This is a genomic window from Streptomyces sp. NPDC002467 (assembly GCF_042889825.1).
Taxonomy (GTDB): Bacteria; Actinomycetota; Actinomycetes; order Streptomycetales; family Streptomycetaceae; genus Streptomyces.
This window is the reverse complement of the sequence record NZ_JBIARJ010000002.1, coordinates 183,064-207,772: the sequence shown is the minus strand read 5'-3', so window position 1 is coordinate 207,772 and position 24,709 is coordinate 183,064. Positions and strand designations below refer to the sequence as shown.

The window sequence follows — 24,709 nt, the reverse complement described above, 5'->3', positions numbered from 1 at the left end:
TACGCAGTCATCGCCGCGATCCTGGCGTCATCACCATCCCCGCACATGACCTGCCCTGCGCGCCCCTGGCGGCCTCTCAGGCTCCTACGTCCTAATCGCCCAAGTCCACCGCGGAGCACCCAGGGGTCACGCCATGGGCACGTCCTCAGCGGGGCCGGCGCTTGGGAGGAACGGGGCCCGGGATGACATCGAGGTTGAGATGTTCCTTGAACAGGTGGACGAGGTTGGCGCCGTCGAGGAGTTCCAGGCGTCCGTGGTCGTTCGCGAACGCCTCGCTCGCCCGGCCGAACCACGAGGTCGTCACCAGGATGCCCTTGGCTGCCCGCTTGTGCTCCACGACGCCGGCGAGGGCGGAGACCGATTCGAAGGGCACCACCTTGGCAGTGCGTTTGGCTTGGATGATGCACAGGCCTCGCATGACCGGGTCGGTGTTCATCGCCACAGCGTCCACACCCTCGTCCTGCGACGGCCGCGTGTTGACACTGTCGAGGCCGATGGCTTCGAACAACTGCCGGACCAAATGCTCGAATTCCGTGGGCGAGAGGTCCATCAGCACGGGACGACTGTCCAGGCCCGCCACGACGTCCATGCTGTCCATCAACCGGTACTTGCTCAAGTCGAAGGTGACCAGCGGGCGCACCGGCTCCAGCTCGTACGGATTCGGTGAGATCAGCGATCGCAGCCGCTTCAGGCAGGCCTGCGGATCGACTTGGGTCAGCACCAGTTCGCTGAACTCTTCCCGCCCCGCCTGGAGGGTGATCAGGCAGGGGTGTACCTCGCGGCCCGTGGCACGGTCGATGGTCGCCACGTGCCCGTTCAGCGCCACGGATTTCACCACGCCGTCGGTGTCCGCCGCGAACAGCTCGTGTACGGTCCGCAGTGCTGCCTGCGCCAGTACGGACGCGTACAGCTCGTGGCGCTCTTTCTCGGGCCTCGGGACGGGCGTGATCTCGTCGCGCGTCTTCACGTACCGATAGGCGCGGGCAGTCGGGATCACATCTTCCAGCGGCAGGTCGATCTCGACCAGCAGGTCTCCCGTATCCGCTTGGAACGAGACTTGGTGCGCCTTCGGGAAGCCGTGGGGATACGTGGAGGCGGCCAGGACCTGGTCGATGAACCACTCGACCGCCTCGACGTCGCGCTCCCGGTAGGCGGCGCGGCGTGCCTCGATGCCGGCATTCCACTCCTCGACGCGGGCCGCCTCCTGCTGGTTGCGCTCGTCATGGCGGGCCTGCGCCGCATCCAGCTTCCCGACCCGCTTGTGCTCCTCGCGCGCATGGTCCCGCAGCGCATCGTCGAACCGCTTGCGCGCGGCCTCCACCTCCACGTCGTACGACCGGCGCCCGAAGCCGAGCGCTCCCAGCCATCCGCGCGGCGCCTCGGGCTCGTACTCTCCCCAGCGCGGAAGGGGGACGGGCTTCGTGCGGCTCTTGGACGGCGCGAAGACCGCGGGGACGAAGTGCTGCCTGAGGCTGTCGAAGCTCAAAGGCCGACCGTCCTGCACCGCCCCACGTAACAGTCCTGCCAGCTGCTCGACGTCGTGCTCGGTCACGCTCGTCTTGTCGACGGCCTCCTGTGCACGTGCGGCCTCGTAGGCAACCTTCTCCGCGCGCGCCGTGCGCTTGGCCTCCGTCTCAGCGGCCTTTCGCCGCCGCTCACGTTCCTTGGCCTGCCGCGCCCGCTCGCGCGCGTACTCGTCGCTCCCACCCGCCACCGCCACCCCCAGGTCCCTGCACGCCGGTCCGGTCAGAACTTCCCCGACCCAGGGTCGTGCAATCCGCCTGCACACGCGGCAGCCTTCGGTAGCCAAAACCTCTGACGGCTACGCTCCGTACAACCTGATGCGCGGAGCCCGAGGACCCCGTCCACGGTTCCTTCGAGACCAAGGGAATGCATCCAACAGCCTGACGAACCGTCACCAAAATCGGCATTGGGTCAGCATTGGTCCTGGCAAAGCTGACCCCAGCTGGTCACACATGGGAAACGTCGAGGGCCGGGAGAGGTCGTCCCGGAGCCCCCAGTCGCTCGCCTCGCCGGGATGATCTCCACACGAGATACGACCTCTCCTCCGCTGATCTCGACTGGTCGACCTACTCCAGAAAAGCGCAGGTCAGCGCACCCGTCCCCGCGCTTTCAGCGGCCCCGGCGGGAGCTGCGGCGCCGGGATCGGAGGGCCGTCGTAGCCCTTCACTTCGCCGTAGCGGTTGCCCTCCATCCAGTCCTTGCGGAACTGGACGATCTCCTCGTTGCTCCGACCGATCCAGTTCCAGAACATGACGATCTCTTCCTCGAACGGCTCGCCGCCCAGCAGCATCAGCCCCGCGTCCGAGGCCGCCCTCAGGGGCAGTTCCGTGCGGCCGCAGCCGAGGTAGAGCATCGAGCCCGGGAGGACCGGGACGCCGTCGACGTGGGCCTCGCCCGACATGGACAGGACCGCGTACTCGAAGTCCGGGTCGAGCGGGAGGCGGGTTTCTGTGCCCGCCGCGAGGGTCAGGTCCGCGCCGACGATCGGGGTGTACGCCGTGCCCGGCGAGGTCGCCGTGTCCAGGGTGCCCAGGATGACCGTCGCCGTCAGGCCCGGGGCCGTGACGTGAGGGAGCTCCTGGTGGTGCTGGAAGTGGGGTTCCACGTTGCGGTGGGCGTCCGGGAGGGCCACCCACAGCTGGGCGCCGTGCAGAAAGCGGGCGTGCGGGCGGGGGCTCTCCTCCGAGTGGCTGATGCCGCGGCCGGAGGTCATCAGACCCAGTTCGCGCGGGCGGATCGTCTCCAGGCTGCCGACGCTGTCGCGGTGCAGGACCTCGCCCTCGTGGAGCCAGCTCACCGTCTGGAGTCCGGAGTGGGGATGCGGTGCGACCTGCATCCCGGGCTCGTCCGCGATGTCGTCCGGGCCGTAGTGGTCCACGAAACACCACGCGCCGACCATGCGGCGGCCCAGGTTCGGCAGGAGCCGGCGGACCTCGCTGGACTCACCGAGCTTCACGGTGCGGGGGCTGAGGAGCTCGCGCACCGGTTCGGCCACGACGAATCCGCGGCCGCCGCAGGCGGAGAGAGCGGGCTGGCGATCGAGATTGCTCATGCGGACAACCTAGCCGCGCGGCGGCGCCGGCGTGAGGTGGAATGTTCCACCGCCCGGGCGTGTTGGAGGCACCGTACGAACCACCCGAGCGCCGGAAGGGACGCTGTGGAGCACGTGGAGCACATGGACCCGATCGAGCCGGCCGAGCCCGTGGACGCGATCTTCGCGATCAAGGACGCGGCCTACCTGGAGCACGGGACCGCCGCCGACCGTTGGACGCGCGCCGGGCTCTTCTTCGACGCCAAGGAGTACGGGACGGCCGCCCGCCTCCTGGAGGGCCTGGCGGGCGAGGCGCCCGAGCAGTTGGCGCCCCGGTTGCTGCTGGCCCGTGCCTACTACCACTCCGCGCAGCTCACGCGCGCCGAGCGGGAGCTGCGGTCCATCCTGGAGCGCTGGCCCGTGGAGGACTACGCGCAGCTGATGCTCGGTCGCACCCTGGAGCGTCAGGGCCGGGCCGCCGAGGCCCGCCCGTACCTGCGGATCGCCGCCGCGATGGCCGGCGAGTTCCCCGAGTAGGTCCCCGAACAGGTCCCCGAACAGGTCCCGCCGGGGCCGCCCGCCGGCAGTCCCCGGCCGCGCTGGTGCCGGGACCGGGGCGCGGCTCGGTTAGCCTGGGGCGGATATGAACCGTCTGACCACGCCTTTCGGCTCCTACGAGCTCACCCGCTTCCCCGAGGACCCGCGCGACCGGCTCCGCGCCTGGGACGCCGCCGACGAGTACCTGCTGCACCATCTCGACTCCGGTACCGGTGAGCGCGGCCCGGTGGACCTGGCCTCCGCCGGCAGCATCGTCGTGCTCGGGGACCGCTGGGGGGCGCTGACCACGGCGCTCGCCGCCCATCACCCCATCCAGATCACCGATTCCGCGCTGAGCCGGTCCGCCACCGCCGCGAACCTGGACCGGGCCGGGATCGGCACCGCCAAGAGCACGGTCACGCTGCTGACCACGCAGGACCCGCCGCCGGAGCGGATCGACGTACTGCTGGTGCGCGTGCCCAAGAGCCTGGCGCTGCTGGAGGACCAGTTGTACCGGCTGGCTCCGCACGTGCACGCGGGCACCGTCGTGGTCGGTACCGGCATGGTCAAGGAGATCCACACCTCGACGCTGCGGCTCTTCGAGAAGATCCTCGGCCCGACGAAGACCTCGCTCGCCGAGAAGAAGGCCCGGCTGATCTTCTGCACCCCGGACGCGCCCGGGGCCGTGCGCCCCGTGGCCGCCGATCCGTGGCCGCTGACGTACACGGTGGACCAGGAGGCGGGCTCGGGCTCCGGGCTGACCGTCGTCAACCACGCCGGGATCTTCTGCGCGGACCGGCTGGACATCGGCACCCGCTTCTTCCTGCAGAGCCTGCCGACGAACACCGACGGTGCCCGGGTCGTGGACCTGGGCTGCGGCAACGGTGTCGTGGGTACGGCGATCCAGGTGCACGACCCGGACGCGGAGGTCGTGTTCACGGACGAGTCGTACCAGGCGGTCGCCTCGGCGCGGGCCACGTACGAGGCGAACGTCCGCGCGGGCCGGCGGACCGCCGAGTTCCACGTCGGCGACGGGGTGGCGATGCTGTCGCCGGCTTCCGTCGACCTGGTGCTGTGCAACCCGCCGTTCCACTCCCACCAGGCGACGACGGACGCGACGGCGCTGCGGATGTTCGCGCAGTCGCGCAAGGTGCTGCGGCCGGGCGGCGAGCTGTGGGTGGTCGCGAACCGGCACATGGGCTACCACACGCATCTGAAGCGGCTCTTCGGCAACAGCGAAGTCGCCGCGAGCGAGCCGAAGTTCGTGGTGCTGCGGGCGGTCAAGCGGCGCGAGTCGTCGCGCCCCATGTGACCTGCCGGTACGTCTTATGCTTCGCCGCGTGAGCAGCGAGGCGGAGAGCGATGACACGGGCGGCGGCGGGCGGTACCGCCGGGAGGACGTGGCCCGGGCGGCCGGCGTCAAGGTACGCAACCTGCGCTACTACCAGGAGCGCGGGTTGCTGCCGCCGCCGCGCAGGGAGGGCCGGATCGCCTGGTACTCCGAGGACCATCTGACGCGGCTGCGGCTGATCAGCGATCTGCTGGGCCGCGGGTACACGGTCAACGGCATCGCGGAGCTGCTGCACGCCTGGGAGGGCGGCGGCGGGCTGTCCGGACTGCTGGGCCTGGAGCGGGAGATGACCCGGGACTGGGTCCGGGAGGAGCCGGTCACGATGACCCGGGCCGAACTGCGGGAGCTGTTCGGGCCGACGGCGACGGCCGAGGACACCCGGCGGGCCGCGGAGCTGGGGTACGTCACCGTGGACGGGGACCTGGTCACCCACCCGAGCCGGCGGCTGCTGGACGCGACGCTCGCTCTGGTGCGTCAGGGGGTTCCGCTGGCCGAGATCCTGGACGCGGGCGACTTCGTACAGGCACAGGCGGCGGCCCTGGCGGACCGCTTCGTATCCCTGTTCCGGCAGCACGTGATCGGCCCGGAGGGGCTGGAGCGACTTTCGGCCGCGCAGCTGCGGCACGTCACCGAGGCGGTCGCGGCGCTCAGGCCGGTGGCCGGGGAGGTCGTGGCCACGGAGTTCGCGCGGGCGATGGCCCGGCGGGTGGACGCGGAGGTCGCCGAACTGCTGCGTACGGAGCAGTAGGAGTCGGCTCAAAGGGTGCGCTCGCACAACCTTGCCAACCCCCATTGGCACTCTTACATTCAACTCGTCGGTAACAACGGTGCACAGCCGAAAAACAGGGACGATCTCATGGTCAATTCCCCGCATTTATCCGGCACTTCCGATGACTCCGGTCCTTCCGCTCCCGATGAGGACGCCGGCGCCGGCCGGGTCCGCTGGCGGCGGTTCGCCGTCCTGACCGTACCCGCCGTGGCCGTGACCGCCGGCCTCGGCATCGCCCTCGCGCAGGGCGCGCTCGCCGCCTCCTTCGCCGTATCGGGGCAGCAGTTCAAGGTGTCGGCGCAGAGCCTGGAGGGCGAGGGCTTCGCCCAGTACGGCAGCGTCGACGTCAACGCCCGCGAGGAGCTCATCCCGGTGGCCGTGACCGCCATCCGGGAGGCCAAGCTGAACAGCCTGTGCCAGTCGGTGGTCACCTCGCTCCCGGTGATCGGCGACATCTCGCTCAACCTGACGGCCGGCCGGGACAAGCCCGTGGAAGCGAGCAATCTGTTCGTGGACGCGACGCAGCTCTCCGGTGACGCGGTCTTCACCAACATCGAGATCGGGCGCGACGCCTCCACCCTCGACAAGGGCCCGGCCGAGGCCCAGGGGATGCAGGACCTCTTCGCCCAGCAGGCCGACACGGTCCGCATCGGCAATCTGCAGCAGACGGCGTGGGCGACCAACGCCGGCACCTTCAAGCTCTCCGGTCTGCGCATGGACATTTCCAAGGGCAAGAAGGAATGTTTCTGAGCCGCCGCGGGCGGTGGCTTCGCTGGAGACGGTGGCGGCGCGCGAGGCCCTTCTGGGGCGGGCTGTTCGCCGTCCTCGCCGGGGCCTGGATCTGCGTCCTGCCGCTCGCACCGCTGAAGATCATGCTCCAGCAGGGGGTGGCGGGGATCCCGTCCGTCCTGATGGGCGTCGTGATGATCGTGCTCGGCCTCACCGCCTGGTTCTCTCCCGCTCAGCGCAGCCTCGCGGGTGTCCTCACCACCCTGATCGCCACGGCCGCGCTGGTCCTGTCGAATCTCGGCGGGTTCCTGATCGGCACCCTGCTCGGCATCCTCGGCGGCGGCCTGATGTTCGCCTGGCAGCCGTCCCGGGCACCCCGCGCACCCGCTCCCGCTCCGCCGGCGCAACCCTCCCCCACCGTGCACCAGGATCCCCAAGGAGCACAGCCATGAGCCGTACGCGCACCACTCTCGCCCTCGGCACGGCCGCCGCCGCCGCCCTTTCCCTGGCCTCGTTCACCGCCTCCGCCGCCCCGCTCACCGCGGCGCCGTTACCGGCGGCCGGGTCCACCACCGTGACCCCGGCCGGGCACGCCTTCAAGGCCACCCTCAGCGGGAAGGCCACCCTCAAGGCCGGTTCGGTGACGGTGACCTGCTCGGTCTCCGTCTCCACCGGTACGGTGCCGGCCGCGCCCGGCAACCAGAACGCGGCCGGGCCGGTCTCGTCGCCGATCTCCCCGCCGACGTACAGCTCCTGCACCTCCAGCATGCCGGGCGTGACCCCGACGGTCACCACCAGTGGCGCCTGGACGGTGTCGATGCAGAACGGCTCGCCGATCACCGCCACGATGACCGTGCCGGTCGGCGGTCTGGTGGTCAAGACGACGGGGCTCGCCAGCTGTACGGTCACCGCGGCGCCCACCGCCGCGGCGAACGTGGGCGGCGCCTGGGCGAACGGCGCGCCGTCGAGCCTGACCTTCACGAACGCGTCGGTACCCGTCAAGGTCACCGGCGGGTTCGGCTGTCCGACGAGCGCGACCTCGTCCACCTTCAACGCGGTCTACCTGGTCACCGACACGACCGACCCCGCCCAGCAGATCACCGTGGGCCCATGACCACCCGGTAGTGGGTCGTCAGCCGGCCGTCGTCGCCGATCACGTGGAAGGCGACGGCGGGCGGCTCGTCGAGGTGGACCCACTCGTCAGCGCCCCTCTGTCCTTCCCACGGCAGCCGGATGGTGGAGACCACGCCCGGCGCCACCAGCACCGGGCGGCCCGCGAACGTGGTGGCCGCCGCGGTGTGCGCGTGCCCGCACAGGAAGGCCTTCACGTGCGGGTGCCGCTCGACGAGCGCGGCGAGGCGTTCCTCGCCGAACTGCCGGATCCCGTCCACGTACGGGGCGTGCAGCTCGACCGGCGGGTGGTGGAAGGCCACCAGGACCGGGGTCTCGCGCGGGGTGCCGGCCACCACCTCCTCCAGCCAGGCCATCGTCGACTCCTCCAGGTAGCCGTGGTGCTCGCCGGGCACGGAGGAGTCGCACACCGCGAGCACGAAGCCCTCGCCGCGCAGCACGTGGTCGACGGGAGCCGCCGAGGGCGACTCCTCGCCCAGCAGAGCGCGCCGGAAGCCGGTGCGTTCGTCGTGGTTGCCGGGGCACATCACCAAGGGATGCCGCGAGCGCAGGAGTTTGGCGGCCTCCTCGTACTCGGTGTCCTGGGCCTCGTCGGCTATGTCCCCGCTCACCAGCACGGCGTCGAGGTCGTACGGCAGTCCGTCCAGGTACTCCATGACGGCTCGGGTGCGCTCGGCCGCGCGCTCACCGCCGTCGATGTGGACGTCGCTGAGATGGGCGATCACGATCACGGTCGATGTCTCCTTTGACTTCTCCGGTCGAGAGATGTCGCCGAAGAATACGTGGCCGGACCTCCGGGGATCCGGCCGCGCGTCTCCTCCACAGCCCGTGGAACCCGTTGTCGGTCCGGCCGTTTACTGTTTCGGTCAACTGATCACGCGCGACAAGGGGAGGCAGCGTGCGGCGCTGGGAGTACGTCGACGGCGGCTCGGCCAAGTTCTGGGAGGCCGGGGCGGAGGGCACCTCGGTGACCGTCCGCTTCGGGCGCGTCGGGACGGCCGGCCAAACCCGGGTCAAGGAGTTCGACTCCGCCGCCGACGCCCAGTCGTACCTGGTCAAGTCCATAGCGGAGAAGGAGCGGAAGGGGTACGCGGAAAGCGGCTCGGGCGACGGAACCGGCACCCCGGCGGACGCCGCACCGGTCACCGCGCAGGTGCCGGACGCCCCGGTCGCCCCCGCTGACGAGGACACGCTCGTCCTTCCCTCGGCATGGAAGCGGAACCTGCATCCGCGGCGCGGAGGGACGGCCGGGACCGTGCGCTCGGTCGACACGGGTGCGCCGCGGAAACTGCGCGAGTGGACCGATCAGAGCGCGCTGACGTTCGACCGGGCGCTCGCCGCACCCGAGAGCGACCCCGATCTCGTCGAGGCCGCGCGGGCCCACCGGTCCGGCAGCGCGAGCCCGCTCGGCGCCGCGGTCCTGGCGACGCTGCTGACGGCGAAGGGCCGGTCCTTCGCCGTCGTCGCGGACGCCTGGGCGGCGGAGTTCGGACTGCCGTTCGCCGCGCTGGCGGCCGCCGAACTGGGCGACGTCCGGCCACTGTTCGGCACGAGCAGGTACGACGACGGGATCACCACGCGTGCCGACGACGACGCGCACGGCGCCTGGGGCACCAAGGTCGTCCGGCCTGCCCTGGACCGCGTCAGGGCCCTGCTGTCCGTGACGGACGAGGAGACGTACCGGGCCGCCGTCGCCGCCCTCTCCGGCGCCCGCCGCAGCACCCGCCAGCACATCGTGGCGTGCTACCTCGCCCCCTCCGAGCAGGAGTGGGTCGACGCGTGCTGCGCCCGTCCGACCGCCCTCCGGCACCGCGATCCGACGGTGCGGGAGATGCTGCTGTGCTCCCTCGGTTCGGCCGAACAGGTCGCCCTGTTCGGCGGCCGGATGGATCTCGGCTGGCGCGGCTGGAACACCTCTCTGATCGCGACGCTCGCGGACGGCGTGGGCTCGGGGATGGTCCCGTTCCTGGCCGGCGAGCTGAACAGCCCCTACATCGAGGCGGCCCAGGTCAAGCTGATGGCGGGAGCACTGGCCGAACTGCCTTCCGACGAGGCCTTCGGGCACCTGGTCGACCACCTCGACAACAAGAACGTACGGACGGCCCTGGCCGCCGCGGCGCGCCGCTACCCGGCGCGGGCACTGCGCATACTGGCGCGGGTGTCCCTCGGCACGGGCGCCGATGCGGCTCTGGCCGGTCAGTTGCTGGTCGGGCACACGGCAGCCCATCGGGACCTCGCCGCCTCGGTCCTGCCGACCCTCCCCGAGGAGGTCGCCCCCGTCGTCGCCCACCTCCTGGACAGTGCGGAGCGAGTGGCGGAGGTCCCGGCGGAGGAGCTGCCCGCGCTTCTCACCAGCCCCCCGTGGACGCGCAAGCGGACGGTGTTCAAGCCGCGCGTGGTCACCGGGCTGTCGGCGCCGACCGGGGCGAGCATCGCATGGCGGACCGGCGAGCGGGAGGCATGGTCCACCACGGAGTCCTGGCTCACCGCCTGGTACGGGTACCACCCGATGGAGCACTACATCGAAGGGCTGCGGAGCGGCGTACGACTGCACGTGTGGGACACGCTGGGTGTGCTCGTCAAGGGTCCCGTCGAGGTGATGCGGCCGCTGCTCGCCGACTGGCAGGGAGCCGGTTCCTCCTACCCGGGGCTGAGCGCCTACAAGCCGCTGGTCGCCCGCCACGAACTGGACTCGCTCCACGTGGCCCTGAACATGGCCTCCCGCAATCCGACCGCCATGGCGCCGCTGCTCCTCCCCTTCCTCGACCTGCGCGTGGCGCGGCTCATGGCCGAGTGGCTGGTCCGGCTCAAGGTCGCCGGTGACATCGCGCGTTCCTGGTTGCTCCGGCACGGCGGCGACGCGGCCCGGCTGCTCGTCCCCGACGCGCTGGGCGCGCCGGGTGCGGAGCGGACCGCGGCCGAGCGGGCTCTGCTGGTGATCGTGACGGCGCACGGCGCCGATCCCGTACGGGAGGTGGTGGCCGAGTTCGGCCCCGACGCCACGGAGGCCCTGGAGCCCCTGCTGGGTTCCGATCCGCTGGCGACGGCGTTGCCCGCCCGGATGCCCAAGCCGGCCGACTGGACCGATCCGCAGGCGTTGCCGCAGATCCTGCTGAAGTCGGGCGGAGCGCTGCCCGCGTCGGCGGCCGGGCACGTGCTGACCATGCTGGCGGTGTCCTCTCCGCGCGCGGAGTTCCCCGGGCTGGAGCAGGTTCGGGAGTTGTGCACGCCGCAGTCCCTGGCCGGTTTCATGTGGGCACTGTTCGGGCAGTGGCGGCTCGCCGGGATGCCGCCCAAGGAGGCGTGGGCGTTGCACGCGCTCGGCTGGTTCGGTGACGACGAGACGGTACGGGCCCTCACCCCGGTGATCCGCGCGTGGCCCGGGGAGGGCGCGCACCATCGGGCCGTCGACGGTCTTGAGGTCCTCGCGTCGATCGGCAGCGACGTCGCACTGCTGCACCTGCACGGGATCGGGCAGCGGGTGAAGTTCAAGGCGCTGAAGGTCCGTGCGCAGGAGAAGATCTCCGAGGTGGCGGCCGAGCTGGGGCTGACCGGTGAGCAGCTGTCCGACCGCCTGGTCCCCGACCTGGGCCTCGAAACGGACGGCAGCACCCTCGTCGACTACGGCACACGCCGGTTCACGGTCGGTTTCGACGAGCAGCTCAAGCCCTACGTGCTGGACGACGAGGGCCGGCGCCTGAAGGACCTGCCGAGGCCCGGCGCCCGGGACGAGGCGGAGCTCGCCACCGCCGAGCGCAAACGGTTCATGGCGCTGAAGAAGGACGTGCGGACGATCGCCTCGGACCAGATCCGGCGACTGGAGGCCGCGATGGTGGACGGGCGTTCGTGGACGGGCGCCGAGTTCCGTCAACTGTTCGTGGAGCATCCGCTGGTCTGGCACCTGGTGCGGCGGCTGGTCTGGCGGGCCGAGGCCGAGGGCGAGGTCACCGCCTTCCGGGTGGCGGAGGACCGTACGTACGCCGATGTCGAGGACGAGGCGGTGGAGTTCGCGGACGACGCGAGCATCACCCTGGCGCACCCGCTGCACCTGGAAGGCTCGCTGGCCCAGTGGTCCGAGCTGTTCGCGGACTACGAGATCGTGCAGCCCTTCCCGCAGCTCGGGCGGCCCGTGATGGCCGTGACCGAGGAGGAGGCCGGCGGTGCGCGGCTCACCCGCTTCGAGGGCGTCACCGTGCCGGTCGGGAAACTGCTCGGGCTGCAGAAGCGCGGCTGGGAACGCGGCGAGCCGCAGGACGCGGGCGTGGAACGGTGGTTCTCCCGTCGGCTGAGCCACGATTGCCACCTGGTGATCGCACTGGACATGGGCATCGCGGTCGGGATGATCGACGAGTTCCCGGACCAGAAGCTGGAGACCATCTGGCTCGACCGGCAGCCCGGTGACCACTGGCGGTCCCGTTCCTACCCGCTGAAGTTCGGCGACCTGTCGCCGGTCATCGTGTCCGAGGTGCTGGCCGACCTGACGGAGCTGACGTCATGACGACCACGACCGCGATCACGGCCGCCGAGGAGTTGCAGCGGCCGCCCGCCGAGGCGAGGTACGCCGAGGAGCTGGCCGCACTGCGGGCCTCGGACACCGATCACCGGCCGCCGGGCTGGCAGTTGAGCCTGCGGGCGGCCCGCCGCTTCATCGTCGGGGACGAGGAGGCTGGCATCGGCCGGAAGTTCGTCGGTGACACGGCGCTGGTCGAGCGGGCCCTGGTGGCGCTGGCGACCAACCGCGGCCTGATGCTGGTGGGTGAGCCGGGCACGGCCAAATCGCTGCTGTCGGAGCTGATCTCGGCGGCCGTCAGCGGCGATTCCACGCTCGTCGTGCAGGGCGGCGCGGCGACGACCGAGGACCAGATCAAGTACTCCTGGAACTACGCCCTGCTCGTCTCCGAGGGGCCCTCACAGCGCTCCCTGGTGCCCGCGCCGATGCTCACCGGGATGCGGGAGGGCCGGCTCGTGCGGTTCGAGGAGATCACCCGCTGCCCGCTGGAGGTACAGGACTCGCTGCTGTCGCTGCTGTCGGAGCGGGTCGTGGCCATCCCGGAGCTGGAGGGTCCGGACGGGATGGTCTTCGCCCGCCAGGGCTTCAACGTCATCGCGACGGCGAACACCCGGGACCGCGGGGTCAACGAGATGAGTGCCGCGCTCAAGCGGCGGTTCAACTACGAGACGGTCTTCCCCATCGCCGATCCGGACACCGAGATCGCCCTGGTCGAGACCGAGGCGAAGGCCCTGCTGGCGCGCTCGGGCGTCGCCGTGGTGCCGGACCCGGACATCCTGGAGGTGCTCGTCACCACCTTCCGCGAACTGCGCTCCGGCATCGGCGGCGACGGCGCGGCCGGCGACCGGCTCTCGTCGGTGATGAGCACCGCCGAGGCCGTGTCGGTCGCCCACGCCGTGGGCGTACGGGGCTGGTTCCTGCGCGGCGAGCCGGGCAACGCGGCCGACCTGGTCACCTGCCTGGCCGGTACGGCGGCGAAGGACAGCCCGGAGGACCTGGCCCGGCTGCGCCGCTACCTCGAACAGCGGGCGTCGGGGCGCGGCGGGCCGCAGTGGAAGGCCCTGCACGCCGCCCGCCACCTGCTGGCGGGCTGACGGTCCGATGAGCGTCACCTTCCTGGGAGTGCGCCACCACTCCCCCGCGTGCGCCCGGCTGGTCTCCCGCACGATCGAGGAGCTGCGGCCCGCACACGTGCTGATCGAGGGACCGGCGGACCTCAACGGGCGGCTGGACGAACTGCTGCTGGGCCACGAGCTGCCGATCGCGGTGTTCAGCCACTACCGCGACGAGGAGCGCACCGCGACGTCGTGGACGCCGCTGTGCGACTACTCGCCGGAGTGGGTCGCCCTCACGGCGGGCCGGGCCGCCGGGGCGGACGTCCGCTTCATCGACCTGCCCGCCTGGCATCCGGCGTTCGCGGGGCGCACCAACCGGTACGCGGACGCCGAGGCGCGCTACGCCGAGGCGACGGCCCGGCTGTGCCGGCGGTTCCAGGTCGATTCGGTGGACGCCCTGTGGGACCGGATGTTCGAGTCCGACTCGGGCGCGGAGGAGGGCGGGCTCGCGGTCCGGCTGGAGGCGTACTTCGACCTCGTGCGCGGCGACGCGGTCGCGGACGAGGGCGACCGGGCGCGGGAGGAGTACATGGCCGCCTGGGTGCGGGCCACCACGGCCGCGAGCGGTGACCGCCCCGTGCTGGTGGTCACGGGCGGCTTCCACCGCCCCGCACTGGTGACCCTGACCGGGACCGCCTCGCCGGACACGGGCGGGGCCGGCCATGGGTGGCCGGTGGTGCCGGCGCCGCCGGAGGGGGCCGTCGGCGGGAGCTTCCTCGTGCCGTACTCCTTCCGGCAGCTCGACGCCTTCACCGGCTACCAGTCCGGCATGCCCTCGCCCGCCTACTACCAGCGGCTCTGGGAGGCAGGGCAGCGGGCCGCGGGAGAGGAACTGGTGCGGGCCGTCGCGGGGCGGCTGCGCGAGCGCGGCCATCCGGTCTCCACGGCCGGGCTGATCGCCGCGCACGGCACCGCGCTGGGCCTGGCCGCTCTGCGCGGGCACGAGGCGCCGACCCGGCTCGACCTCCTGGACGGCCTGGCCGGGGCGCTGATCACCGATGCCCTAGACGAGCCGCTGCCGTGGACCCGGCGCGGCCCGCTGCGCCCCGGGTCCCACCCCGTGGTCGTGGAGATGGTCGCCGCGTGCGCCGGCGACCGCGTCGGGCGGCTGCGTCCCGGGACGCCGCTGCCTCCCCTCGTGCACGACGTGGAGGCGCGGCTTGCCGCGCTGGGCCTGACTCCCGGCCGGGGCCGCCCCGTCACCCTGCGCCTCACCGATCCGGCGGAACTGACGCGCAGCCAGGTGCTGCACCGGCTGCGGGTGCTGGACGTGCCCGGCTTCGGCCGCGTCGCGGGCCCCGCGCACGGCACCGACCCGGTCCTCACCGAGCGTTGGGAGCCCCGTACCACCGCCGGCCGCGAGGCCGCGCTGATCGAGGCGGGCGGCTTCGGCGCGAGCCTCGAAGAGGCCGCGGCCGTGGCCCTGGAGGACCGGATGCGGCACGCGGGCCCGGAGCCGGCGGCTCTGGCCGGGGTCCTGTTCGACGCCGTGGTCTGCGGTGCCACCCGGCTGTCGGCCCGCCTGGTGGGCGAGCTCGGCGCCGGCCTCGGGCGGGCGGCGCGGCTCGGCCCCCTGGGCGAGGCCCTGCACACGGCCCTCGGGTTGTGGCGGCACGACCGGGTGTACGGCGTGGCCCGCGACCCGCTGCTCGCCCGCGCCATCGACACCGCGGTCGGCCGTGTCCTGTGGCTGGCCGAGGGGGCCCGGAGCGCGGCGGGTGGCGCCGATCCGAGCCGACTGCGCGCGCTCGGCGCCGTACGGGACGCGGTGCTGCACGCCGGGGAGCTGCTGTCGGTGTCGCGGGAGACCGTGGTCGGGGTGTGCCGCAGGATCAGCGCGGATCCGGCCGCTCCCGCCGACCTGCGCGGCGCGGCGTTCGGGCTGCGCGGCGCGCTGGGGGACGCCGACGGCCGGGGCGCGGCCGAGGCGGTGCGGGCCGCGGTCGGCCCGGGGACCCTCGGCGACTGGCTGGCGGGCCTGTTCGCCCTCACCCGTACGGAACTGACGGCGGGCGGCGGGCCCGAGCCGCTGATCGGCGTACTCGACGAGCTGGTGGGCGACATGTCCGAGGCGGAGTTCCTGGCGGGCCTGCCCGCGCTGCGGCAGGCGTTCGCCTGGTTCCCGCCCCGGGAGCGCGAGCGGATCGCCGCCCGGCTGATCGAACGGCGCGGTGTGCGCGGCTCGGCACGCTCGCTGCTGCGCGTCACCGCCGATCCGCTGCTGATCGCGCGTGCCCGGAACCTGGAGGACCAAGTGGAACGCACCCTCGATCGTTACGGCCTGCGGGCGGCGCCGTGACCGCCCCCGATCCCGGATTGGAGCGGTGGCGGTTGATCCTGGGCTCCCCCGCCGAACGCCGCACCGGCCCGCTGGGCGGCGAGGCGGCGGCCCGCGACGCCGCCCTGGACTGGCTCTACGGCCGCGACCCGGAGCAGGCCCGGCGCGGGGTCCGCCCCGGCGCACGCGAGGGCGGCGACGGACCCTCGGCGGTCACCGCGGTCGACTGGCTCGACGACATCCACCGGCTCTTCCCGAAGGAGACGATCGAACGGCTGGAGCGGGACGCGGTCGAGCTGTACGAGATCCACGAGATCGTCACGGACCCGGCCGTGCTGGAGCGCGTCGAGCCCAACCCGACCCTGCTGCGCGCCGTGCTGCGGACGAAGCACCTGATGAATCCGGAGGTACTGCGGCTCGCCCGGCGGATCGTGGAGACGGTGGTGCGCCGGCTCCTGGAGCGGCTGAAGCCCGAGATCCGCCGCTCGTTCTCGGGGACGCGCTCGCGCCGCCCGAGTCTGCTGCCCTCGGCCCGCGACTTCGACTTCCGGGGCACCGTGCGCGCGAACCTGGCCCACTACCAGCCCGACGAGCGGCGCATCCTGATCGAGCGGCCGCGTTTCCACTCGCGCACCCGCCCGCATCTGGAGCAGTGGCAGCTGATCCTGCTGGTGGACCAGTCCGGTTCCATGGTCGATTCGGTCATCCACTCGGCGGTCACGGCCGCGAGCCTGTGGGGGCTGCCGGGTCTGAAGACCCATCTGGTCGCCTTCGACACCGACGTGGTGGACCTGACGGCCGATGTCACCGACCCGGTCGAGCTCCTGATGGGTGTCCGGCTCGGCGGCGGCACCGACATCGCCAGGGCCGTCGACTACGGCACACGTCTGATCGACAATCCGAGGCGCGCCATCGTCGCGCTGATCACCGACTTCTACGAGGGCGGCGATCCGTACCGGCTGGTGCGCGGCGTCCGCGCGCTGACCGAGCAGGGCACGACCGTGCTGGGCCTGGCCGCTCTCGACGAGGACGCGAACCCCGCGTACGACCGTGAGCTCGCGCAGCGGCTCGCCGACGCGGGCGCGCACGTGGGCGCGATGACGCCCGGGCAGCTCGCCGCGTTCGTCGCCGAAAGGCTGGGCCGATGACCCCTGTGACCCGGGTGACCCGGACGGATCTCCTCGCGCTGGACCTCGACACCCTCGCGGCGCTCGCCAACCGCGGGTTGGTCAAACGTGCCGCGAAGGAACGCGACGCGGGCGCCGGGGCGGTGCCTTCCGTCGGGGCCGACGGCACGCTGGACGGGGTGTTCCCGGACGGCACGCGGGTGTCGCTGCCGCCGGGCGTCGGACTCGACCAGGGGAGCTGCACGTGCGGGGCGTCGGGCATCTGTCGGCACCTCCTCGGCCTGGTCCTCGCCTGGCAGCGCGCGGAAGCCGAAGGCCCTGGCACCGGTGGCTCGGCCCCCGGCGCCGCCGGTTCCGAGAGCCCGGCTCGCGACGCCTCGGCCCCCGACAGCCCCGGCCCCCACGCTTCGGCCCCCGACAGCCCCGGCCTCGACGGCCAAGCCCCCGACGGCCCCCGCTCCGACGACCCGGACCCCGGGAGCCCCGGTGACCACGCCCCCGGGCGCGTGGGTGCCGACTGGGAGCCCTGGTCTCCGGGCGACCTCGACGACGAGGCGCTGAGCGCCGCCGTCGGGGCGCGCGCGGTGGCCACCGCGCGGCGCACCCTCGCCCGGGGTTACACGGCCCGGCTGCACCACCCCACCGCCGAGGAGCCCGCAGCCCGGGCGGAACTGCCCACCTGCACGGTGCGGTTCCCGGTTCCGGCGGCGGAGGGCATCGGGCACGCGGTCACCGACGCCGCCACCGCCCGCCGCGGAGAGGTGATCGCGCTCGCCGTGTGGGCATTCCGGGCCGCCGCCGAGGCCGATCCGACCGCCCCGCCCGACCGGGTCGACGTGGGCGGGAGCGGCGGCTGGGCGCGGCCCGGCGCCTCGGAGCTCGACGCGGCGGCCGTACTCCTCGACGACCTGCTCCTGGACGGCGCGGCCCACGCGGGCCCGGTGGCGGGCACCGCCCTGCGTCGGGTGCGGGACGACCTGTCCGCCAGGGCCCTGCACTGGCCCGCCGCAGTCCTGACCGAGCTGACCGGGCAGCTCGACGACCATGCCGCCCGGGGTGCCCGCTTTCGGGCCGAGGGCTACGCCGCGCTCATCGCCGAGTTCCACGCCCGGCTCCGCGCGGCGGGCCGGGAGGGCGCGCTCGACGCCTCCCGGATACTCGGCTCCGGCGAGCGGGGTGACACGGCGCTGCGCCGGGTCCGCCTCACCGCGCTCGGCTGCCGGATCGGCGGGGGCCCCGGCGAGCGGACCGCGGAGGTGTACCTGGGGCACTCCGGCGCCGGTACGGGGCTGGTGCTGCGCCGCCGGTGGGAATTCGCGCCGGGGCAGGAGCCGAGCGGGCCCGAGCTGGCGGGGCGGCGGCTGGCGGGTTCGACCCTGGGAGCGGTGGCCCGCGCCAATCTGGTGAGCGAGAGCGCCTCCCGTACGCCCGGCCTGTCCGTCGCCATCGGCGGCCGACCGGCTTCGACGAGCGTGACACCGGTCGGATCGGCCTGGTCCGAGCTGCCCGAGCCGCTGTTGCTGCGGGATTTCGCCGCGCACGCCCGGACGCTGGAGGGGCTTGCGCCCCATCTGATCCGACCGCGGACGGAAGCGGGCTCCGTCCACGTGGTCGAGGTCCACGGGGTGGGGGAGGTCGGCTACGACCCGGCCGAGCAGCGCCTGGAGGTGGCGGTGCGCGATGTCCGGGGGGCCGTGGGGACGGTGTCGGCGACCCACAACCCGTACAGTCCCGGCGCGCTGGACGTGCTCGCCGAGTGTCTGCGCGGCGAGCGGGGCGAGGTCGGCCATCTGAGCGCCCTGGTCCGGGTGACGGGCGCCGGGCTCGTCTTCGACCCGATGGCCGTGATGACGGCCGACGGCGTGACCGTGCCCGATCTGACCCCCGCCGCCGGCGCCCGCCTGGCGGCGGTCCCGGTGGCGCGCCCGCGGGACCCGCTGGTGGAGGCGATGGAGGGCGCCCTGTCCGCGTTGGCCTCGGCGGCGGTCCTGGGGCTGCGCGGCCTCGGCGAGCCCGCCCGCGCCGCGATCGAGGACTCCGCGGCCGGCCTGGCCCGTACGGGTCTTTCGGCCGCGGCCGGCCTCGTACGGGGGTTCCTCGGCGCACTGCGCGAGGAGGGACCGGTTGCGGCGGCGCGGCCGTGGGTGGACGCGCAGATCCACCTGCTGTGTGCCCTGGAGCTCCATGCCCGGTCCGCTTGACGGACCGTATATTGGCGCACGGTTCACGATCTTGAAGGCGTGGGTGCGCCGGCGGACGGGAGGAGCGGCGGATGAGCCGAGGAGTATTGGTCACGGGGGCCTCGCGGGGCATCGGGCGGGCCGTCGCCGCCGCGTTCGCCCGGCGGGGCGACCGGGTCGCGGTGCACTGCTCCGCGCGACAGGCCGACGCCGAGGAAACCCTGGCCGCGCTGACGGGCGACGGACACGTGCTCGTCAGCGGTGACCTCGCCGACCCGGCGCGCGTGGAGGCCCTGGTCGGCGAGGCCGACGAGGCGCTCGGCGGGGTGGACGTCCTGGTGAACAACGCGGCGGTGATGGTCGCCCACCCGCTGCCCACCACCTCGTACGCGGACTGGCAGGAGGCCTGGCAGCGCACGGCGGCGGTGAACCTGTTCGGTGCGGCGAACCTCAGCTACTGCGCGGCACGCCGCATGATCGACGCGGGCCGGGCGGGCCGCATCGTGAACGTCGGCTCGCGCGGCGCCTTCCGGGGCGAGCCCGACCACCCCGCGTACGGCGCCACGAAGGCGGCGCTGCACGCGCTGGGGCAGTCCCTGGCCGTCTCCCTCGCTCCCCACGGCATCGCGGTCGCCTCCGTGGCCCCGGGGTTCGTCGCCACGGAACGGGTCTCGGGCCGGCTGGGCGGCCCGGAGGGCGAAGGGATCCGTGCCCAGAGCCCCTTCGGGCGGGTGGCGACCCCGGAGGAGATCGCCTCGGCCGTCCTCTACCTGGCCTCCCCCGAGGCCGTCTGGAGCTCGGGCACGGTGCTCGACGTCAACGGGGCTTCGTACCTGCGCACATGAGACGGCCCCGCCGCACCGCCCGTCAGCCCCGGTACTCCTCCAGCAGGCGCAGCCAGATCTCGCTGATGGTCGGGAACGCCGGGACCGCGTGCCAGAGCCGGGCGATCGGGACCTCGCCGGCCACCGCGATCGTGGCCGCGTGGACCAGCTCCGCGGCGCCGGGGCCGACGAAGGTCGCCCCGAGCAGCACCTCCCGGTCGAGGTCCACGATCATCCGGGCCCGGCCGCGGTAGCCGTCGGCGTACAGGCCGGCGCCGGAGACCTTGGACATGTCGTAGTCGACGGCCCGCACCCGGTGTCCGGCCCGTTCGGCTTCCGCGAGGGTCAGGCCGACGGCCGCGGCCTCCGGGTCGGTGAAGACCGCCTGCGGCAGTGCCCGGGTGTCCGCGGTGGCCGTGTGCGCGCCCCACGGGCCGGTGTCCAGAGGGGTGCCCGCCGCGCGGGCGGCAATGGTGGCGCCCGCGATCCGGGCCTGGTACTTGCCCTGGTGGGTGAGGAGTGCGCGGTGGTTGACGTCGCCGACGGCGTACAGCCAGTCGTGGCCGGGTACCCGGCAGCTGTCGTCGACCCCGATCCACTCCCCGGCGGGCAGCCCGATGGTGTCGAGCCCGATGTCGTCGGTGCGGGGCGCGCGGCCGGTCGCCATCAGCAGCTCGTCGCCCCACAGGGTCTCGCCGCCCTCCAGCACCACCGTGACGGGGCCGGTGGAGCCGTCCCGTACGACCGCCTCGACGTTCACGCCCGTACGGACCTCCGCGCCGGCCTCGCGGAGCGCTTCCGCCACCATCTCCCCCGCGAAGGGCTCCATGCGCGGCAGCAGCCTCGGGCCCCTGACGAGCACGGTGACCTGCGATCCGAGGCCCTGCCAGGCGGTGGCCATCTCGGAGGCCACCACCGAGCCGCCCACGATGAGCAGGCGTCCGGGCACCTGGCGCGCGGAGGTGGCCTCGCGGCTGGTCCACGGGCCGGCCGTGCCGATGCCGGGCAGGTCGGGGACGACGGCGCGGGTACCGGTGGCGACGACCACCGCGTGCCGGGCCGAGAGGACGTGGTGCACGCCCTCGGGGCTGGTGACGGCCACCTTGCGGACCCCGTAGAGCCTGCCGTGGCCCCGGTAGACGTGGGCGCCGATGGAGTCGAGCCAGTCGATCTGGCCCTCGTCCTTCCAGTTGCCCGTCCAGTAGTCGCGGTGCTCGAACACCGCCTCCGTGTCCAGCGGCCACGCGACGGCGCCCGCCAGACCCGGAACCCGGCGCGCGTCGGCCCGGGCCAGGACCGGGCGCAGCAGGGCCTTGCTCGGCACGCAGGCCCAGTACGAGCACTCCCCGCCGATCAGTTCGCTCTCCACCAGGGCCGTGCTCAGCCCGGCGGCCCGGGTCCGGTCGACGATGTTCTCGCCGGCCGGTCCCCCGCCGAGCACCACGACGTCGTACTCCACCGCTTCGGTCATACGGACCAGTGTCACCGCCGGACGGCGGCCGCGGTGGGCAATCAGGCTTCCGGCGTGCCGTTCTGCTGCGAGGCGGCGATCTTCGCGCGCACCTCGTCCATGTCGAGCCCGCGGGCCTGTCCGATCAGGTCCGTCAGCGCCGCCTCCGGCAGCGCGCCGGGCTGGGCGAAGATGGCCACCTGGTCCCGGACGATCATCAGCGTCGGGATCGAGGTGATCTCGAAGGCGGCGGCCAGTTCCTGCTGCGCCTCGGTGTCCACCTTGGCGAAGACGAGGTCGGGGTTGGCCTCGGAGACCTTGTCGTAGACGGGGGCGAACTGCAGGCACGGCCGGCACCAGCCCGCCCAGAAGTCGATCAGCACGAACGGGTTCTCGCTGATCGTCTGGTCGAAGTTTTCCTTGGTGAGCTCGACTGTAGCCACGGTGTTCGGACCTTCCTGATTGATTGTTCTGCCCATGGAACCATCAACCGGCCCCGGGCATTCCGGCTAGAACGGGTGGCCGGCCGGGGTGGTGCGGGCCGTGGTCCACCGCAGTTCCGTGAAGGCGTCCAGGTTGGCCTCGCCGCCGAAGCGCGCACCGGTTCCGGAAGCGCCCACGCCGCCGAAGGGCGCGACCGCCTCGTCGTTGACCGTCTGGTCGTTGACGTGCGCGATTCCGGTGGGGATCCGTTCGGCCAGGTCGAGCCCGCGCCCCGCGTCCCGGGTCACGATGCCGAGGGAGAGGCCGTAGGGCCCCGCCGAGGCCAGGGCCACGGCCTCCTCCTCCGTGGCGAAGGACCGTACGGGCGCGACCGGGCCGAAGACCTCCTCGGCGTAGGCGGGGGTGTCGTCGCCGACGCCCGCCAGCACGGTCGGCCGGTAGAAGAGGTCCGTGTGCGTACCGCCCGCGACGAGCTTGGCGCCGTTCTCGGTGCTGGCCTCCACGAGGGCGTGCACGCGCTCCACCTGCGCGCGGTCGATCAGCGGGCCCAGGTGGACCTGCTCGCGGTACGGGTCCCCCACGGCCAGGGCCTCGGCTCGCGCGGCGAGACGCTCCACGTACTCGTCGTACAGGGAGGCGTGCACGAGGTGGCGCCCGGCCGTCATGCAGATCTGGCCCTGGTGGAAGAAGGAGCCCCAGGAGGCCTGGGCGACGGCGGCCTCGACGTCGGCGTCACGGAGCACGACCAGGGCGGAGTTGCCGCCCAACTCAAGGTGTGCGCGCTTGAGGTGACGCCCCGCCAGCTCGCCGACGGTCCGGCCCGCGGCGGTCGATCCCGTGAAGGAGACCACCCTGACGCGCGGGTCGGCGACCACCGCGGCTCCCGTCTCGGCGCCCCCGGGCAGGACGTGCAGGAGCCCGGCGGGGAGTCCCGCGGCGGCGAACACGGCGGCGAGGGCGAGCCCTCCGCACACGGCGGTGCGCCGGTCCGGCTTGAGCAGCACCGCGTTGCCGAGCGCCAGCGCCGGCGCGACCGAGCGGATCGCCAGGATCAGCGGGGCGTTGAACGGGGCCACGACCCCGACCACCCCGGCCGGGACCCGGCGGGTGAAGGAGAGCCGGGGCGCCTCGCTGGGCAGCACCTGGCCGGTCGGGCGGGAGGCCAGCGCGGCCGCCTCGTAGCACTCCTGCGCGGCGACGTGCAGTTCGAAGCCGGCCTTGCCGGGTATCGACCCGGACTCCCGGACCAGCCATTCGCCCAACTCGTCGGCGTGGGCCGCGAACAGGTCCCCGGCGCGCCGGAGGACCGCCGCCCGCTCCAGGTGGGTGGCACGCGCCCAGTCGCGCTGGGCTGCCCGCGCCCGTACGGCGGCCTCGGCCACGTCGGCGGGCGCGGCGAGGTCGAGGGTGGCGAGGGTGCGCCCGGTGGCGGGTTCGACGACCGGGGCTGCGCCGCCGGTGAGAGTGGGTCCGTCCTGCCAGAGCGTCGGGTCGAGGAGCGGCATGGCTCGGGGCCTCCGGTGGGGATGGGCGTGCGACGGGTACGCGGGGGGCGGCAGCACGCGCCATCGTGCCAGACCGGAGGCTCCACATCTGTTCAGTTATTGGGCAGTTGACATTCCCCGGTGACCGGAAATGATCGCCTGCCCCGCGTCAGCCGACGGGCTCAGCGCTCCAGGACGAGCGCGATGCCCTGCCCGACGCCGATGCACAGCGCCGCCATGCCCGTTCCGGAGCCGGCCGCCGCCAACTGGTGCGCGACCGAGCCCGCCAGCCGGGCCCCCGAGGCGCCGAGCGGATGGCCGAGGGCGATGGCGCCGCCGCGCGGGTTGACCACGGCCGGGTCCAGCTCCGGCCAGGCCGCCAGACAGCCCAACGCCTGTGCGGCGAAAGCCTCGTTGAGCTCGAACGTGGTGAGGTCGGCGAAGCCGCGCCCGGCCTTGGCGAGGGCCCGCTGGACGGCCTCCACCGGTCCCAGGCCGAAGAGTTGGGGTTCGATGCCGGTGACGGCGGAGGCACTGATCCGGGCAAGGGGTTCGCGTCCCGTGGCGGCGAGTCCCGCCTCGTCGGTCAGCAGCAGCGCGGCGGCGCCGTCGTTGAGCGGGGAGGAGTTGGCGGCGGTGACCGTACCGGTGCCGTCGGTCCGGAAGGCGGGCTTCAGCCGGGCCAGCGCCTCGGGCGTGGAACCCTCCCGGATGCACTCGTCGCGCAGCAGGTCCACGCCCGCGTAGGGCACGACCTCGGACTCGTACTGTCCGGCGGACCACGCGGCCGCGGCCTTGCGGTGGCTCTCCAGGGCGAAGGCGTCCTGCGCCTCGCGGGTGATGCCGTGCTTGTCGGCGATGAGCTCGGCACCCTCGCCGAGCGAGCCGGTCCACTCCTCGGGCATGCGCGGGTTGGTCATCCGCCAGCCGAGGGTGGTCGACCACATCTGCTGGTGCCCGGCGGGGAAGGCCCGTTCGGGCTTCTGCACCACCCAGGGCGCGCGGCTCATCGACTCCACGCCGCCCGCGATGGCGACGGAGGCGTCACCGACGGCGATGGCGCGGGCGGCCTGGACCACGGCCTCCAGTCCCGATCCGCAGAGCCGGTTGACGGTGACCCCGGGGACGCTCACGGGCAGCCCGGCCAGCAGCACCGCCATGCGGGCCACGTCACGGTTGTCCTCACCGGCGCCGTTCGCGTCGCCGAAGACGACGTCGTCGATGCGGGACGGGTCGAGTTCGGGCGTACGGTCCACCAGCGCGCGGACCACGTGGGCCGCCAGATCGTCCGGCCGGACTCCGGCGAGGGCCCCGCCGAACTTGCCGATCGGGGTGCGGACGGCGTCGACGACGTACACGTCGCGGACGGTGCGGATGCTCATGGGGTCTCTCCTGGGCGGATCCGTACGGCCGGCAGCGCCCCGGCGCCGGTGTGGGCACCGGAACACGACGCCGGCTGCACCCGGTGGGGCGCGCCCGAAGTCTCCGTCCGCACCTCATCCCCTGTCAACGGCCCCCCGCCCCCTCCCCACCCAACCCCGGCCCGCCATCCCTGCCCCGGCCCCGGCCCCGGCCCGCCATCCCTGCCCCAGCCCGCCATCCCTGCCCCGGCAGACCATCCCCGCCCGGGCAGACCATCCCTGCCCCGGCCCCGGCCCCGGCCCCGGCCCCGGCCCGCCATACCTGCCCCAGCCCGCCATCCCTGCCCCGGCAGACCATCCCCGC

Annotated in this window: 19 protein-coding genes; 12 read left to right on the top strand and 7 right to left on the bottom strand. The window is 73.3% G+C overall.

Annotated elements, in window-relative coordinates:
* Positions 1 to 145: 145 nt before the first annotated feature.
* Complete coding sequence (locus ACFYYJ_RS04285) at positions 146 to 1,720, bottom strand: restriction endonuclease (protein WP_389128310.1); 1,575 nt, start codon at positions 1,718 to 1,720, stop codon at positions 146 to 148.
* Between the two features lie 390 nt (positions 1,721 to 2,110).
* Positions 2,111 to 3,076, bottom strand: a complete 966-nt coding sequence (locus ACFYYJ_RS04280) for a pirin family protein (RefSeq protein ID WP_389128308.1) — start codon at positions 3,074 to 3,076, stop codon at positions 2,111 to 2,113.
* A 123-nt stretch (positions 3,077 to 3,199) separates the two neighbouring features.
* On the opposite strand from ACFYYJ_RS04280, the gene ACFYYJ_RS04275 reads away from it, so the two are divergent.
* The 6 genes from ACFYYJ_RS04275 to ACFYYJ_RS04250 all read left to right on the top strand — a co-directional run bounded on the left by ACFYYJ_RS04275 (position 3,200) and on the right by ACFYYJ_RS04250 (position 7,555).
* Positions 3,200 to 3,592 carry a tetratricopeptide repeat protein gene (locus ACFYYJ_RS04275; protein ID WP_385128039.1) on the top strand — a complete coding sequence of 131 codons (393 nt, stop codon included), beginning with the start codon at positions 3,200 to 3,202 and terminating at the stop codon, positions 3,590 to 3,592.
* Positions 3,593 to 3,707: 115 nt separating this feature from the next.
* A complete protein-coding gene (locus tag ACFYYJ_RS04270; protein WP_389129036.1) occupies positions 3,708 to 4,904 on the top strand; it encodes a methyltransferase in 1,197 nt (398 codons plus the stop codon).
* A gap of 28 nt (positions 4,905 to 4,932) precedes the next feature.
* Complete coding sequence (locus tag ACFYYJ_RS04265) at positions 4,933 to 5,691, top strand: MerR family transcriptional regulator (RefSeq protein WP_385128032.1); 759 nt, start codon at positions 4,933 to 4,935, stop codon at positions 5,689 to 5,691.
* Between the two features lie 108 nt (positions 5,692 to 5,799).
* On the top strand, positions 5,800 to 6,462 hold the full coding sequence (locus ACFYYJ_RS04260; protein ID WP_389128306.1) for a DUF6230 family protein: 663 nt from the start codon (positions 5,800 to 5,802) through the stop codon (positions 6,460 to 6,462).
* Positions 6,453 to 6,893 carry a DUF6114 domain-containing protein gene (locus tag ACFYYJ_RS04255; RefSeq protein ID WP_385363216.1) on the top strand — a complete coding sequence of 147 codons (441 nt, stop codon included), beginning with the start codon at positions 6,453 to 6,455 and terminating at the stop codon, positions 6,891 to 6,893. Before ACFYYJ_RS04260 ends, ACFYYJ_RS04255 begins: the two co-directional genes overlap by 10 nt.
* On the top strand, positions 6,890 to 7,555 hold the full coding sequence (locus ACFYYJ_RS04250; RefSeq protein WP_385363218.1) for a hypothetical protein: 666 nt from the start codon (positions 6,890 to 6,892) through the stop codon (positions 7,553 to 7,555). Before ACFYYJ_RS04255 ends, ACFYYJ_RS04250 begins: the two co-directional genes overlap by 4 nt.
* Here the strand turns inward: ACFYYJ_RS04250 and ACFYYJ_RS04245 are convergent.
* Entirely contained in the window at positions 7,539 to 8,303 is a 765-nt protein-coding gene (locus ACFYYJ_RS04245) for a metallophosphoesterase (RefSeq protein ID WP_385128028.1), read from the bottom strand. The genes ACFYYJ_RS04250 and ACFYYJ_RS04245 overlap by 17 nt on opposite strands.
* Positions 8,304 to 8,470: 167 nt before the next feature.
* Between ACFYYJ_RS04245 and ACFYYJ_RS04240 the strand changes: the two genes are divergently transcribed.
* From ACFYYJ_RS04240 to ACFYYJ_RS04215, 6 genes are all read left to right on the top strand, one after another.
* On the top strand, positions 8,471 to 12,070 hold the full coding sequence (locus ACFYYJ_RS04240) for a WGR and DUF4132 domain-containing protein (protein ID WP_389128303.1): 3,600 nt from the start codon (positions 8,471 to 8,473) through the stop codon (positions 12,068 to 12,070).
* Positions 12,067 to 13,176: an AAA family ATPase gene (locus ACFYYJ_RS04235; protein ID WP_389128301.1), complete on the top strand. Its 1,110-nt coding sequence runs from the start codon at positions 12,067 to 12,069 to the stop codon at positions 13,174 to 13,176. The genes ACFYYJ_RS04240 and ACFYYJ_RS04235 overlap by 4 nt, the downstream gene beginning before the upstream one ends.
* 7 nt (positions 13,177 to 13,183) lie before the next feature.
* Positions 13,184 to 15,496, top strand: a complete 2,313-nt coding sequence (locus tag ACFYYJ_RS04230; protein WP_389128299.1) for a DUF5682 family protein — start codon at positions 13,184 to 13,186, stop codon at positions 15,494 to 15,496.
* Positions 15,493 to 16,623, top strand: a complete 1,131-nt coding sequence (locus tag ACFYYJ_RS04225; protein WP_389128297.1) for a VWA domain-containing protein — start codon at positions 15,493 to 15,495, stop codon at positions 16,621 to 16,623. The genes ACFYYJ_RS04230 and ACFYYJ_RS04225 overlap by 4 nt, the downstream gene beginning before the upstream one ends.
* Positions 16,620 to 18,803, top strand: coding sequence for a hypothetical protein (locus ACFYYJ_RS04220; protein ID WP_389128295.1), 2,184 nt, complete (start codon positions 16,620 to 16,622; stop codon positions 18,801 to 18,803). Before ACFYYJ_RS04225 ends, ACFYYJ_RS04220 begins: the two co-directional genes overlap by 4 nt.
* Before the next feature lie 71 nt (positions 18,804 to 18,874).
* Positions 18,875 to 19,627 carry an SDR family NAD(P)-dependent oxidoreductase gene (locus ACFYYJ_RS04215; RefSeq protein ID WP_385128022.1) on the top strand — a complete coding sequence of 251 codons (753 nt, stop codon included), beginning with the start codon at positions 18,875 to 18,877 and terminating at the stop codon, positions 19,625 to 19,627.
* Between the two features lie 22 nt (positions 19,628 to 19,649).
* Here ACFYYJ_RS04215 and ACFYYJ_RS04210 read toward each other — a convergent pair whose 3' ends face one another.
* From ACFYYJ_RS04210 to ACFYYJ_RS04195, 4 genes are all read right to left on the bottom strand, one after another.
* Positions 19,650 to 21,077, bottom strand: a complete 1,428-nt coding sequence (locus ACFYYJ_RS04210) for a dihydrolipoyl dehydrogenase family protein (RefSeq protein WP_389128293.1) — start codon at positions 21,075 to 21,077, stop codon at positions 19,650 to 19,652.
* 41 nt (positions 21,078 to 21,118) lie between these two features.
* The gene (locus tag ACFYYJ_RS04205) at positions 21,119 to 21,535 is read right to left on the bottom strand and encodes a thioredoxin family protein (RefSeq protein ID WP_385128020.1); all 417 of its coding nucleotides are present in this window, start codon (positions 21,533 to 21,535) and stop codon (positions 21,119 to 21,121) included.
* A gap of 30 nt (positions 21,536 to 21,565) precedes the next feature.
* Positions 21,566 to 23,005: an aldehyde dehydrogenase family protein gene (locus ACFYYJ_RS04200; protein ID WP_389128291.1), complete on the bottom strand. Its 1,440-nt coding sequence runs from the start codon at positions 23,003 to 23,005 to the stop codon at positions 21,566 to 21,568.
* Positions 23,006 to 23,166: 161 nt separating this feature from the next.
* Positions 23,167 to 24,366 (bottom strand): thiolase family protein, encoded by a 1,200-nt coding sequence (locus ACFYYJ_RS04195; protein WP_385128018.1) that lies wholly within the window; start codon positions 24,364 to 24,366, stop codon positions 23,167 to 23,169.
* Positions 24,367 to 24,709: the final 343 nt, after the last annotated feature.